Annotated in this window: 8 protein-coding genes; 4 read left to right on the top strand and 4 right to left on the bottom strand. The window is 36.5% G+C overall.

Annotated elements, in window-relative coordinates; all coding sequences use genetic code 11:
- Positions 1-53: 53 nt before the first annotated feature.
- The 3 genes from AAFF35_RS18805 (at position 54) to AAFF35_RS18795 (ending at position 7,724) form a co-directional block, all read left to right on the top strand.
- Complete coding sequence (locus AAFF35_RS18805; RefSeq protein WP_342328071.1) at positions 54-3,005, top strand: hypothetical protein; 2,952 nt, start codon at positions 54-56, stop codon at positions 3,003-3,005.
- A 289-nt stretch (positions 3,006-3,294) separates the two neighbouring features.
- Positions 3,295-4,179, top strand: coding sequence for a hypothetical protein (locus tag AAFF35_RS18800; protein WP_342328070.1), 885 nt, complete (start codon positions 3,295-3,297; stop codon positions 4,177-4,179).
- A 374-nt stretch (positions 4,180-4,553) separates the two neighbouring features.
- A complete protein-coding gene (locus AAFF35_RS18795; RefSeq protein WP_342328069.1) occupies positions 4,554-7,724 on the top strand; it encodes a DEAD/DEAH box helicase family protein in 3,171 nt (1,056 codons plus the stop codon).
- Positions 7,725-7,879: 155 nt separating this feature from the next.
- Here AAFF35_RS18795 and AAFF35_RS18790 read toward each other — a convergent pair whose 3' ends face one another.
- The 4 genes from AAFF35_RS18790 to AAFF35_RS18775 all read right to left on the bottom strand — a co-directional run bounded on the left by AAFF35_RS18790 (position 7,880) and on the right by AAFF35_RS18775 (position 14,130).
- Complete coding sequence (locus tag AAFF35_RS18790; RefSeq protein WP_342328068.1) at positions 7,880-8,578, bottom strand: GNAT family N-acetyltransferase; 699 nt, start codon at positions 8,576-8,578, stop codon at positions 7,880-7,882.
- Between the two features lie 333 nt (positions 8,579-8,911).
- Positions 8,912-9,811, bottom strand: coding sequence for a DUF3226 domain-containing protein (locus AAFF35_RS18785; RefSeq protein WP_342328067.1), 900 nt, complete (start codon positions 9,809-9,811; stop codon positions 8,912-8,914).
- Positions 9,812-11,938 carry an AAA family ATPase gene (locus AAFF35_RS18780; protein WP_342328066.1) on the bottom strand — a complete coding sequence of 709 codons (2,127 nt, stop codon included), beginning with the start codon at positions 11,936-11,938 and terminating at the stop codon, positions 9,812-9,814.
- A 317-nt stretch (positions 11,939-12,255) separates the two neighbouring features.
- Positions 12,256-14,130, bottom strand: coding sequence for a reverse transcriptase domain-containing protein (locus tag AAFF35_RS18775; protein ID WP_342328065.1), 1,875 nt, complete (start codon positions 14,128-14,130; stop codon positions 12,256-12,258).
- Between the two features lie 96 nt (positions 14,131-14,226).
- Between AAFF35_RS18775 and AAFF35_RS18770 the strand changes: the two genes are divergently transcribed.
- Complete coding sequence (locus tag AAFF35_RS18770) at positions 14,227-15,201, top strand: BT4734/BF3469 family protein (protein WP_342328064.1); 975 nt, start codon at positions 14,227-14,229, stop codon at positions 15,199-15,201.
- Positions 15,202-15,286 lie beyond the last annotated feature (85 nt).

Below are 15,286 nucleotides of genomic sequence, written 5' to 3'. Positions count from 1 at the left end.
ATTCCTTCAGATCAGGTATATTTATCGGTTCCAGGTATAACGATTTTCGCTTCATGAATTTAATTGATCTCCAGCAATACATAAGATTCCATATTGGCCAGCTTTCGGCAAACAACGGATCGGCTGATTTTGAAAAGATTTGCCTTTATTACGCCAGACTTCGGATTCACCGCAACATACTTCCGGCAACCGGCCCAGTGCAGGCGGGAGGTGACCAGGGAAGAGATTTTGAGACTTTTCATACTTATCTTTCCAATACTGAAATCGCTCGGTCAAGTTTTTTAGCGGCAGATTCGGCAGGCGCTGTTGCTTTTGCCTGTTCGCTTCAGAAGGATCCTACTAAGAAAAATGGAAAGGTGGTTTCTGATGTGCGGGTCATTACCAGTGGAGGAACCAAGGTGGAACGGGTTTATTTTTTTAGCGGAGAAGATATTCCTGTAGCTGCCCGCCATAAAGTTCAGGAGTATGTCAAAAAAGAATTTGGCATTGCCTTGGAGATTTTTGATGCCCAGGCTTTGGCGATGCAGCTCTGCGATCCGGATTTGTTTTGGATTGCCGCGCAGTTTCTGAACGTATCTTCGGAAGTTTTTCCCGAACGTCTGGAAGAAAATTGGTACGAAGTGTTAAAAAAGGAATACCAGCAAAGAAAGCGCCCGCTCAGTACTTTTCAGGAGTTCGAAGAAGTTAAAGGCGCCATCCGTCATATTTATAAAAAAGACCAGCTGAAAAGTGATTTGACTTTCTGGTTCCCCAAGCTGGATGAGGTCATTTCAAATCCGTTACTGCCATCCCAACTGGTTAGAAAGTCCATCTATGAAAAATTTGTGACCTCATTGGTTGGGCTTGATTTTGTGGAAGGGCAGGAAGAAAATATCGAAAAATATTTCAAAGATTTTGAGGCTTATTTGGCAACGCCAGATTTGGAAGACGCACAGAATTTGCTTTCCTTTTGCAACAACTCCCTGTATCTAAGTCGCCATAAGCTTTCTGAGGATTTTCTTGATGAGATCTCTGGTCGGATGGATACCCTGCTTACTTCCTTACTTAAAGATGCCCATAGCATAGATCATAAGGCAATGTTACTTGAAATCCGAGCGAACTTTATACTGAACGATAGGAGGTCAAATAAGGATATTCTTGACAATTATGACGACTTTATTGATGCATTAGACGAATTACTGGAATGTCTGCAGGAAACGCATTTCTTTCCCATCAGTCAGTTGAGTAACCGTTTGAACGAGTATATCCGTATTTTTTTAAGGCTTGACATCAATTTGGAAGACTTGGAGGAGATTACTGCGGATGTGGATGATGTCTACCTGAAAAAAGGTGGAATGGCCGCCGCAGGAGGAAAGCTTAGGGACCGGGCGGTGATCTATCTCAAGTCCGGACATCATGATAAAGCAATTAAACTATTACATGAATTAAAACTGAAGTGGTTCAATAAGGATACCCAAGAGGGGATGATACTGACTTGTCTGTTGTTGTCGGATACTTATTATAAGATGGACTTGTTGCTGGCTGCGAAGTATTTTGCACTGGTTTCAGCCTATATTGCCCACAAAAGTCGGGAGACGGCATTGTCAGATAAAGTAGTAATGGGGATTAATATGGTAATGAACTGCGACTATGCTAGGGGAGCCTGGTTGTCCTATCTGAGATTGGTACCTATACTCCTGGGTACCCATGAGATGATGACTAAGGATTTTGATTTATTTGAGCACGAAGATAGTTTGCCGCTTCTTTATTATCCTGCTGTTATTTTTGAGAGCGCGCGTAGGTATATCCCCAAGGCCATGCCTATTCTGGATGAAACGATAAATGCCGCCTCTGGTCTAAAAATTCATATTCAAAAATTCCAGGATGATTTCAAAAAAACGCTTGATGATGAACAGTTTAAACTGAAGCTTGCCCAAGAAATACCCGGTTCACCTTTTAATGATCTGGGGATCGATCATGAATTTTTATTTAATGCCAGCGGTTGTGATTGGCATTTCAGTTTTAAAAATGATTTCCTAACGACCGCAATTGCGGAAGAATTCATATGCACCTTTCAAATCCTGCTTTCAGAAGTTTCAGCAATTGATTTTAATTTTTTACCTGGAAAAGCCCGGATCCATTTGGTATGGGTTCAATCGGGAAAGTGCGATATAGAGGAGGTGGAAATTGAAGATGACCTGGCGATGTTGGTTAAATTATCCCGTTTCTCAGGAAAAACACCCGCTGACCGCTCAAAGCATATATTCAATCAAATTGTATGTGCCCAAGCCTTACTGTACCAGCGCTCCATGCTGTCAAAAGAAAACTATGAACCATTGATTGCACCTGTCCTGAAAAACCATGAAATCATTTCAAAAGTAAGCTTTGGCCAATCCTATGAAAATGTATTCCGGGAGTTCTATGACAAGTCCTGGTTTGACGCAAACAGGATGATTGGAGTCTGGACACCTTTTGGTCCTGAGGCTAAGAAAGTCCCGAAAAATACCGCCTTGCGAGAACGAAGGGGAATTTCGCAGGTCTATGATTCCGCTAATGCGATGGAGCGGATACAAAACCGGATCAACAACCTGCAGAAGCCGCTTTCCGTATCCTTGCCCATTTTGATCACTCAAGCTTGGTTCCAGGAGATCATCACGGAATTACGAGCCGACGGCTGGTTGGATTGGCAGATTTTGCATGCACTGGGTCATATCGTGGTGAATCATAAAGCCAAAGCTCACATGGAGGTCAATCTAGCCAAAGCGGAGCAACAACGTAAGCGCCATTTCGATTTACTCAGTAAAGATGAAAAGGAATGGTACCAAGCGGTTGATAAAAGCATTATTACCTTCGATCAGCTCACCGAGAATTTGCAAAATATGGTGCCCCTTGTTGTATTGCAGGCCTTTGGCTTGGAAAATAAATCCTATCGCCCGGATATGCCACTGATCAGAGAGTTTTTAAAGGATCGGTTTCAGTTTTTTGAAGATGGAAAGGAAATTGATTTGTTTTCTTCCGCTAAATAAAGGCCGGTGGGGGAATGAAAATAAGAATAAGCAGTTTCATGCAAAACCTTGCATCAACTCAGAATTAATAAGTTTACGATTGAGCATCAAGCTCCTTATTTACAGAGTGATGCTTTATTTCATAGATTTACGTGTAGAATTTAATTAAGTCTTTGTGTTGGTTTTTTATCAAATTTATAAAGTATGAAGATTGAAGTGAAGCTGCCTCCTGGTAGAATAGATTTATTTTTTATTATTTGAATTCATAAGTTTGTTTTACTAGGAATATCGATAATCTATCTAAATTACAATGACGCAAAAGAAAACATTCTCACAACGTTTTGGCTATAAGTCGGTCAGATCGGAAATTCAAAAAGAAAGCGCAGATGAACCACTCAGAAACTATCTTTGGAATGCTTTACAAATATATTATTTTGAAAATCTTCAGAATTATACTCGTGATAATACCGAAGAGATTAAGTTCTTGTTTACGGGAATTTGGGTATGGCACTATCAAGATCGGATTGATGAAATTCCAGACCGTTCTTCAGCCTTTGTTAGCAAGATCAAAAAAGATATACTAAATGCTGATTTTAATGAAATGTTTGACCTTCTGGAGTTTATTCCCGAACACTATAAGGAAGAGGAATATAATGGCGGTTATGACAACGAAACGAACCGGTCTTTTTACGAATTTGCTAACGACGGTCTTAAAGAGTTTCTTTCCGCTTACCGTTTTGTAGATGGAGTATTGATGGAAATTACATCCGAACAGGAAATTGCGGCCATAGAGGAGGCTATGGATATAACAACATCAGTCACAGTAGTTCACGATCATTTGCGACGGGCCCTCGAACTTTTAACAGATCGTAAGGCTCCTGATTACCGAAATTCAATCAAAGAATCTATTTCGTCAGTAGAATCCATAGCTAAGCTAATTTCAAGTAATTCCAAAGACTCACTTGCAGGTGCATTGGATAAAATTAAGGGAAAAATTAAACTTCACAGGGCTTTGGAGCAGGGATTTAAAAGTATTTATGGATATACAAGTGATGAAGCCGGGATCAGACATGCCCTTACGGACGACTCGGTATGCGATTTTGAAGATGCTAAATTTATGCTCGTAGCCTGTAGTGGTTTTGTCAATTATTTATTGGTTAAAGCTCAAAAAGCCGAAATTTCTTTGGAATTATAAGAGAGATTTCATTTTAGTGGTGAAATAATTTATTTTAGATATTTTTGAAGTTTTGATCACTTTAAATATAAAAATATGCTCTAACTCTAATTCGCAAGTCTTTAGCTTTTTTAGTTAACTAAGCCAACAGATTTGCTGGTCAGTTTATTAGAGAATCAAATGATCAGTTTTATGAGGATATAGCTACATCACTGGATCACTAGTGAACTCGGTTTGTAGCACGAAGGGCCTCAGCTTCAGTAAGCTGTGTTTTGTTTATACTTATTCTAATGGTTATATTCGTTTAGAGGAACAGTTGTCGTTAATCGATTTCTTGGCGTATGCCTAGTTGTTGATCCTCAAATAGCTGTTCAAACCATTAACATTTTAACTATATGAGTTCTGCCGTTCAAATGAGCCTAGGTCTTCCGTTTACATTGGATTTGGATTTGAAAACGCCATTATGGGTCCTCAATGATAAAGTGAAATGTGGTGTTATTTCGCAGGTTGCACTCCCTAAAGGAAAACACATATTGACTGGAGTTGAGCAATATGATGATATTCACAGATTGTTTACCGATGATGGTGCTGTCTTTGAAGTAGAACTCAAATATCAAAAAGGTATTTATCAAATTAAAGGACTTGCCAAGTACCTTTCAACGGTATCGGTTATTAGCGACTTTAAAATAGAAGGTATTGGTCCGTTAGGGTTGTGCTTGAGAAAAGCACAAAAAGGTGCTGTTTATTCACTATTGGCACATTGGTCATTGTCTCAAAAGCCTGCAATGATTGTCTTGCCCACTGGTACAGGTAAAACCGAAACCATGTTTGTAGCAACACTAGCTGACAAAGCAAGCCGAACATTGGTCATTGTTCCGACAATTGATCTGAAATTGCAGACCGCTGAAAAGTTTGCTACCTGGGGCAAACTTCGTGAGTTGGGCGTGATCACTGGAGCGACACGCAACCCCATAGTGTGTGTGCTGACTAAAACCGTTTCCGATACTTCTCAATTGGAAGTAGCGGAGGTCCTAATTTCCACACCGGCTTTAATCGCCAGAGCTTCACCAGAGGTTAAAGCGCAATTAAAAACGATATTTTCGCATGTTTTTTTTGATGAAGCTCATCACATTGAGGCTTCGGAATGGAAAGAGTTAAAGAACCTGTTTAGTGAATCAAAAATCGTTTTATTCACGGCAACCCCTTACCGTAATGATAAGGCGCCAGTTGATGGAAAAATGGTTTATAATTATTCGTTAAAACAAGCATTGATCGACGAGGTTTTTTCCAAGATATCTTTAATATCGGTAGATCAGCGTCATCCCAAACTAAAAGATAAAGCAATCGCGGATGCAGCGATGGCTAGGTTGGCCGAAGACAGGTTGAAAGGTTGGACAAGGCATCGTATGATGGTCCGGACTGAAAAGCAGGCCGATGCCGAAACTTTGTTTACAAACTACCAGGAATGGTTTCCTAACGAACGCATTGTGCTAGTCCATGCGCAGACTAAAGGAAAAAAAATCATCATTGAGAAGATCAAGAATGGTGATTACGATATTGTGATTTGCGTTGACATGCTGAAAGAAGGATTCGATTTTCCTGATTTTAAGATTGCTGCTGTTCACAAGCTACATAAGTCTTTGGGGGTCCTTTTACAATTTATTGGTCGGTTTGCCCGTACACAGTCCGGTTTAGGAGAAGCATCCTTTATCGTTAACTTTGCTGATGAACACTTAACGATCGACCTAGAAAATTTGCTTCAAGAAGGTTCCGGTTGGGAGTTCGTGATCAGTCAGATCGCCGATGCTAAAAAAGCTGATGCAGAGTCATTGCTCGCCTTCCTCCAAGGCTGCCAACCTTTTTCAGGCTTTGATTCGCCTAACATTGAATTGAACCCAAAGTTGGTTTATCCTGCGCTTAGTTGTAAGTGCTTTCGTTGTAATAAAGTGGAATGGAAGCGATTCAAAGAAGTCTTTGACCTCAAAAAATATGCACTTACTCAACCGTACTATAACCTAGAGGAGAATGTATTTTATTTTAGTACGCAAAAGCGGGAAAAAGTAAAATGGGCAAAGACGGATAAGTTAAGGGATCAAACTTGGGACCTTATTGTCATGTACCACGACAAAGACAGTCAGCTCCTTTACGTGGGCTATACTGAAAAACTGTTAGATGTTCCTATGCTCGTTCAAACGATTAGTGGAAGTGAACCACAGATTCTTGATGGTGATTGCGTTTTTCGCGCATTTCATGCAATAAAACGCCTTAGTATTGTACATGCCGGTATATTTAAACCTGCTAGTCACCTGCACCGCTATTCACGGCTCAGTGGGGCCGATGTAACCACGGAGCTTCAAAGATGGAAAGCCGGTCAGCGTTGCCAAAAATCTGATTTTGTGGGAATCGGATTTCGTGGAGGTTTTCCGGTAAGTGTTGGAGCCTCGGTAAAAGGAAAGATATGGAGCCCTGCTAGGATTGGCGATGTGAAACAATGGAAGACCTGGTGTCTTGGTATAGGTCAGCTGATTACAGATGATTCCATCAATTCTAATGAATTATTGGAAAATTCAGCTGAAAAGAAACAGCTAGATGTATATCCTGACGACCTTATTGTGCTTGCGTCGGATTGGTCGGAGGTATTGTATGATCGTATTCATAAACTCAGTTTGGTGCCCAGTGTCACAGGCTCGATCATGCTTTCGGAATGTACAATTATGAATACGGCAGTAAATTCAACTCAGTCGGACTTTATCTTGTCAATTTTTGATCAGCAGATATCATTTTCCATCGTCCTTGGTGGAGAACGAGGCCATAGCGTAACAGGACTGGATGAAACCAAGATTAAGATAGATGGTCTAAAAAGTGACCCGGTGCCCTTAAAAAAGTTCTTTGAAGAGAATCCACCGACGATGTTCCTGTTAAATGGTTCCACGATTTCAGGAAGCATTCATACGAATTATAACTTCTCGCAAATCATGAAGATACCGAAGGAATGTATCGAAATATTGAGCTGGGAGAAAGTAAATTACAAAACAGAATCCTTGTACATGAGAGGTGAAAGAAGAGAAAATTCCGTACAAGAATATATGATGAAACGACTAGTTGAAGCCGGTGCAAAAATCGTCTTCAACGATGATAATTCTGGTGAATCAGCAGATATTGTTGCTGTGTTTCATGAAGATCACCTGATACGCTTTGAAATGATTCATTGTAAATATTCCAAACAAACATCGGGCTCCCGCATAAACGATTTATATGAAGTCTGCGGCCAAGCTATTGTATCACTCCGCTACAAATGGAAACCAGAGGAACTGCTGAAACATATGGAACGACGTGATGGTACTGGCGTACTAAAGGCAAAAAGGTTTTATTACGGCAGTAAAGCGGATGTAGACGGCATTAGAAAAGCGCTCCGGTATACCGATGTTAAATTTGAATTTGCTATAGCTCAGCCTGGCGTAAAAACTCCCGACATCAATGACGATATGATGAATTTCTTGGGGTCAATCTATGCTACTGTAATAGAAATGACCGAAACACAACTTAAATGCTACTTTAATAACTAAATTTATTTAGCACTTATTTTAACATTATGAATTGATTATGTATAGCTCCTTTTGAAGGGGCCATTGGAAAGGCAATAAAAGTGCAGGGGACGGTTTACACTAGCAACCTTCTCCAATCCGCAGTATTTCGGATTAACGATCAGCTTCAAGTAAATTCAAAGTGAGATGATAATAAGGAACGGATCATCAAAATAATTACCCGACAGGAAGTTTTTTACTTTTTCTGGCCGTTCAGGTACTTCTGATTTAACATACTCAATACACCAGTCACCGGCAACAGGCATAATGATCGGTTGAACCAGTTCATTTGTATTCGATTTGTACTGAAGCGGCCAACGCAGTTTCTTTTTGCTTCCCCATTCGTATATTTGTATATATGGAGCAGCGGAAACACTTTGTGTCTGCACTGGTAAAAGTATTTTGTATAGCTTAGGGGAATCGCTATTACCATAACATTTAGTAGCTGGCATTTTCTGAAAACCCATTTTTCGCCAAAATTTCTCTGATATAGCCGGAGCACATTCTAAATAGAGTGCAAGTACTCCCTGTTGCAACAAACGTGCACATAATGCCTCAATAAGATAGCGGCCAACTCCAGACCGACGATATTCAGGTGCAACCGCTGCGACTGCGATATATCCCGTTCTTTTGAAAATATCCCATGTTACAAATCCGATAACGTCATTTGCTAATGTGATCGTCGCAAGGCTGTTTTCAATAGAATGATTAGTCACTATACTGAGATCATGGACGAAACCGGTTCGCTGTTTGTTCTCGGAAATCATCCAGCTTTTTAATTGCTCAATCTGTACTTGATCTGGTTGAAAACTGATTTCATGTGTGATTTGGCTCATCTCTTTTGCTTTTACGTCCGAATTTTAGTGATTCAAATTTCTTCGACACTCTTTCCGATTTCAAACAACTCCGGTTGATGGTCTTAATGATATCTGAAAATGCCGCGCTCTTTACCTAAACAATGGTCTATTTCCAATTTCCTAAAAACAAGTTTGCTTTATAGGTAAGCCTCGATGGCTAAATAAAGCTCCCTATCGGAATAAAGTCTGGTGAGGTAATAAATTTATGCAGCTATCATTATGTTGGAATTAAAACTAAAAAATGGCCCAACTTAAAATTCTCTTTATTTGGTTTTAGAAAGTGATTGTAGCAACAAATGCTAGAGGATTTTTTTATATGATAAAAGCATTAAAGAAAATAATTATTTCCTGGCACTTTGTACTCGCTATTATTTTATCTAGTGTTAAATAATCAGAATCGCTAATACAAACTACATTTGATTTTCCAGATCTTTGTAATTGACCAACTGTACCCAATAAAGACTTCTGTGGATCAAACTTCTTTTTATCGCCAAGCCTGACACTACGAGCTTCCGTAATAACAGATGTGGTTGGATGTGCATTTAGTTTCAAAGGAAATAATCTAGCATCTTCGTGATGAGTCAATAAATATTTATCTGCTGCATCAAAACTTACTTCATTTCCTTGCTTCATTAAAGGGACAAGAATATCTTCTAACTTACCAGTTACATTGCTATTATCGGTGAAAATGAAGGTTCCCAATTTAAGTTTAGAAATGGAATGAGAATCACCGTTGAATTCAAAAGGATCATTTTCAATTTCAGGTAAAGCCGTTTTTACTTCTCTATTTATATAAGAAATCCTGTTGTCAACTCCTTGGTCATCAGCGTCAAAAAAATAAACCAGAGATATACTTGTGTCTGCTGGTAATATTGATATCTCTTCGGCCTCTGTAATAAAGCCTCTAAGTTCTTGCAAAATTCTAATTCTTGAATCAGCCTTACTATCTCCTCCGAGAGAATATAAAAAGATATAATTATCCTCTTTTTTTAGTGTATTTGACGGAAGAAGATTTCTTCTCATCTCCGTTAAATTCAACTGTTCAATATTTGTTTTCGATGCTTCGTTTAGTAATAAGCTATTAAATGGAGGAGGAAATTGTCCAATTTTGGTAGACTCATTACTTTTAAAACCAATAGTTTTTAGGATTCTTTCAATAAAGGCAACATCGTGTGGCCCTTCGCAGAGAACAGAAATAATTTGTACCGGCATTTACCTTATGTCTAAATTTATGGATTCAACTAGTTGTTTTAATTTGTTTCCTTCCAGATACTTGCATAATATTTTTCCATTTTCCTCAGTTAAAGCAAAAGCGGTAAGATCGTCATCTGGATATTCATTTTCAACAAATGCATCTATACATTCTTTACTATGAGTGGAAAGAAATATCTGAACATTAAATTTCTCAGCCATTTCTTGAATGAATTGAGTAAAATCAATTAATAGGCTTTTATGGAGGGCGCTATCTATTTCGTCGATGCATAAAATCCCATCACGGCAGTAGCCAAGCAACAACGCTATTTCAAAGACTCTTTGTAAACCTTCACCATATTTCGTCAAGTCTATTGGCTTTTCTGCATTTTCCGTAGAAACCATAAACCTATTTTCTCCCGCCTCACTTACTAATTCAATGTTTTTTATCGAAGGATCTAGTTTTTTTCTAATAAAATTCTTTACCTCTTCAAAATAACCTTCTTTAACAGCTGATGTATGAGCAGTTTGCAGTAACGAACTATTATACCTATAAGGACTTGTAAAAGCAGATTTACACAATATGCGGGAGGATGTAAAGCGTAATTCAGGTTCTTTATTTGAATAAAGATGCATACTACTTGTGAAGATTGAATCTGCAACAATCGCTTCGGAAATAATTGTTGACAAATAGCCAGTTCTTTCAATGTCTTCTTCTGTAGCTTCGGTTTTAATTTTTAATGACGTTGAGCTATCATTGAATTTCCCTGATAAATCAATATCACTGATGAAATTTTTATCCATCCAAACAGAATGGAACTCATTTGAAAATTTACCTCTATATTTTTCTAAATCGAAGTAGGTGTTTATATCGTTCAATTGCGAGAGAAGATAAAATGCTTCTAACATGGAAGTTTTTCCCATATTATTCCCACCCGCAAAAATGTTAATGCGTTTAATATTGGATACGTCAATGTTTTTCAATTTCCGATATTGCTCAATGTGAAATGTGCTGAATTGATTCTTAACTGCTTCAAAATATTTAGCGGCTTTTTTCTCATTAATTAGAATTAATGCTTGTTGCATCGGAATTAACGCATCTAATTTTAGTTTTACATTATTGATATCTTCATAGTCTGAGGGTGTCATGAATTCATTAAAATTAAAGGCCACTTTTGCTGATCCCTTAATGTTTTCAATGGCATTCCTTAGCTTAGCTTCACCAATTGCATCACTAAAACTATAGGCTTCTGCAATGCTCCTGCTTTCTTCCATTCTATTTATAGCCTTGAAATCTGTAATAAAAGAGGCTACTTCTTTTATTTGCCTATATTGAGTAATGATAGGGTCCTTCTTTAGTTTGACTTCTTCTCCGTTGTCAGTTAGTTCAGTTTCGTCACTTCTTGAAATCCAACTAAAGAAACGTTCTACATTCGCATCTTTAGTTGCACGATATTCTTCGTCGTCCCAGCCAATCCATTCTTTCATTATTGGAGACCCAACAACTGTCTCAAAAATAGTATACATAGGAGGAAGAAACTGATCACCATAGTCACTTTCCTTATATTGCTTAATAAGTGAAAGTGTCCTAATGCTCCGCCTTAATGCAAATTTTGAAATTCCTAGTGAATCACAAACTTCATTTTCTTGTTTGTTATGTGTATATATTAAATCATAAATTAATTGAGCTTCATTGACTGCGTTCCATCTTTTCTTACCACTTATATGATGCAATCCCATAGTTATGAGGTGCTGAACCGGGTCTTCATCTTTAATTTCAACAAGATTGACGTTAGTAAAGTCGTTTTCTACTAACTTTCCTACATCATTTCCTTTTTCAAATTCGTCATATAAGTATTTAAGTGTTGTGATTCTACGGTTACCTTCAAGGACTAAATATTTATCATCAACCTTTTTTACTTGGATCTGATCAATATCTAAAAAGCCGTTAGTAGTAAAGCTGATTATTAGATCTGATATGTTTTCATTATTTTTTCCAGCAATAAAGTTAAAAGTACGTTGTTGAATACGTGTATCCGCCACATCTTCATTCGGAACAGCTTTATAATCTTGTCTATCAATAAATCTATAATTGTTAGGATCTAATAATAAGTCTATAATATGCGTTTTAATTCTTTCACTTTCCATTTTAAAGTTGCTGTTAAGTTTTATTATTTAGTAACTGTAAAGCCAATTTTTGTTGATCAATTCGCACTTGTTGTATCGAAATTAACCTCTTTGATTCATTGGGTAAAACTCAAATCGACAAGATGTTTTAATTCTCAGCGTTTACTAGCAGTAGTATTTTTAATTTAAGATTGCATTTGTTCTAATAACATTAAACAAATATAAATAATAAGAATAGGATTTTAGGAGGCATGGGGAATAGATTCTTGCGGAGAACATTCAGACACGAAAACTAGGTAATTCTTTTTTCTTACAATCTCAGTAAAATGACCAAAAGATCATTTTACAATATCTTTTGGTCGATCAAGCAGACTAAAAAAAGAATAGGGATAATTATAGTTTAAAATTCTCTCTGGTGGATCTTCATCTTCATTTTTAACGTGCTCTATCTCCCTTTCGTTAAAGTATGATTTTAATCTAGAAATAACAATTTTTCTAGATGAATCTAATTTTCTGAGTTGCAGTTCTATGTACTTATTACTGTCAATTAACTTAAATCCTGCACCCCAACACATTTTTAAAGGCTCGTTTTTGTAGTTGCCAATGTTAACAGTTCCTACAGCCATAGATACTAACTTGCTTTCAAAGCTCCTTATAATACTCAATTCCTGATTAATTAGATCAAAATTAGAGCACTTTTCAAGTTTTTTTATAACCTTTTGTAACTCAGAATTATGTTTTAAAACTTGTTTTTCTATAGAACTTTTTCTGATTTTTAATTCTGCTGTGTCTTTAATCATATATCCTAAAAAGCTAACCCAAGGTGAATGTGGGAGGATTTTATGTTTTTTATCCGTCCAATGATAAACATTTCTAGACTTAATACTTTTTCCCCAGAATGACTTTGAATAGGATAACTCTAATTTGGGAGGGAGATGAGGGATTAGGTTTAGTAGTTTAAGATTTTCAAAATATGTTTTAAAGAGTTTATCGCATTCTTCATGTGATCTATGAACAATTACCATATCGTCACAATATCTGAGGTATAAATATTCTTTATTCCATTTCTTACAGTCAAAAATAGACAAGTCTAAATCATGCATAATCAAGTTTACTATTAGCCCAGAAAGTGCACCTCCCTGTGGAATGCCAATTCTTTCAGAAACTAAATCTCCTGATTGAAACTTGGTATCTAATTCAATAGTCCATTCGAAGTGACCGATATTATCCTTCATATGATCCCAATAGCTTTGATTCATATTAAGTGGATATACACTAGAATTGAATGAATAGCAATTTAAATAAGCTTTGAAAACGATTTCTGCGATGGGGTGGATTTCGAGTTTTTCTAATTTTAGTTTTTTCTTGACGGAATTATATTTGCTCAATACTATTTTATGATCTACACAATCAAAAAATTTCTTTATGTCACATTCTGCGACATACAATGGAATTTGAATATTTTCTTTCCTAAAGTTCTGGAGAAATTTTACGGCATCGTTATATGTTGGAACATTAGAAAATGAATTTCTAGATCTAAAAGCAAATGAACAATCTAGGAAAATGTGATCGAATATCTTTGTAAGATACTTATTTGTTAGGCTCAATATAATTTTATCCTCAATTTTGAATTTGGCCAATGGCCTTCGGACTTTATCCGTTTTGCTATATGGCGGTTTTCTGGCTGGAATTATTGAAGGCTCTGCAATTATTAAATTTGGGTTCTGAAATACATATATATTCAGGTTGAAAATAAATCTTCGAAGTCGTTGGTACCACAATGGCGTTGATAAAAAATCTATTTGTTTTGTTGTAAAAAGGCGATGTACATGGTGAACACGATTTTTAATTGATTTTTGGTTTAATTCTATTGTTGATTCAAATGCTTTTCTGTCTGCATATGAAGTAGGGCGTGACCATTCCTTTCGTGGAGGTAACAACTCACATATTGTTTCAATTTCTTGATTTTTTATGGTATCTCTAATGTTATATGCTTGTCCTTTTACATACTTATCTAAGTAAGAATGTTTGTGTATATAAAAAGCGATTTTTGACCTGGCAATTACTAGTTGTTCTAAAACGCTATAGAACTCAAAATAAGTTTCAAAATCTTTCATTAAATTAAAGAGGGCAGCGGCTAAAGGAATTACTTCGATGTTGTGGTTGGTTTTAAACCATGTTTCTCTTGTTAAGGAATAAAAATCCTTACGCATATTGACCAGCGAACTAGCAGGTTGAGTTTTAATTAACTTCTAAATAAAAGTTTCGCTACCCTCGCCATAAATTTATACTTTTATTTCTATAATTATATGATCAGACAATTAAAAGTAGGTTATTACGCACAGCCTTTTGGCACAGACTTCAAAGAATATAGTTTGGAAGCCATTCTTAATAGTTTTGGTGGTGATTTTTTTAAATCAAAACTTGATGAAGCAAGAGCATTATATAGCGCTAGGGAATTTGAAAAATATACTTTATTTAAAGAAACTCTTCCAGCGGTAACTTTTTCAGGAACATTTTTTCCAAGCCGTAGTATTTTAAATTTAAAATCATACAGCTCCCTAATAATTATGGATATTGATAAAGTTGGAGCGAATTTAGATTATATAAAAGATATATTGTCAAATGATCCTTATGTGTTAGCTGTTTGGCTATCTCCATCTGCTGATGGATTTAAGTATTTAATAGTAAATAATCAAAGTAAAGATGATCATAAAAGTGTGTATGCAGCTGCTGTTCATTATTATAGAACGAAATATAATATCGAAGTAGATACGTCTGGTTCCGATATACCCAGGTTGTGTTTTGTTTCACATGATCCTAATATTAAAATTAATTATGATTGCGTGCCTTTTGACCAAATCTATTTGTCTGATGTTATAAAAGAAGTGAAGTCAAAATACAAGGCTATTAAGGTTTTACCGCCGATATTGAAGGCTAACATTAAAAATGATGAATTATCTAAAGCCACTTACAAAAGGATTTATCATTATTTGAAAAAAAGGAAAATGTCTATTACCGATAATCATAATAATTGGATACGAGTAGCTTATGCATTAAGTAACACTTTTAACCATAGCCTTGGCAGGCAGTATTTTTTAGATTTATGCAGATTAGATGGTATGAAACATGATGAAGAGTTGAGTGAAAAGCTGATTAATAATTGTTATTTAAGAGGATTATCTCAAAGTTCATTTGCTACTATACTGTTTTTAGCAAAACAAAGAGGCTTTGATGTTGAGTTCAATAAAAAGAATAAAAACATGAAAACTAAACCTAGCTAGCTTGATTATTCAGTCTTAAATATCTTTCTTAATTAAGGACAGAGTCTAGTCGGAATTTCAAGTGCCGTTAAGACGATAATTAAAA

Origin of the sequence: Pedobacter sp. FW305-3-2-15-E-R2A2, from assembly GCF_038446955.1 — a bacterium.
Lineage (GTDB): Bacteria > Bacteroidota > Bacteroidia > Sphingobacteriales > Sphingobacteriaceae > Pedobacter.
This window is presented reverse-complemented; position numbering and strand designations above follow the sequence as displayed.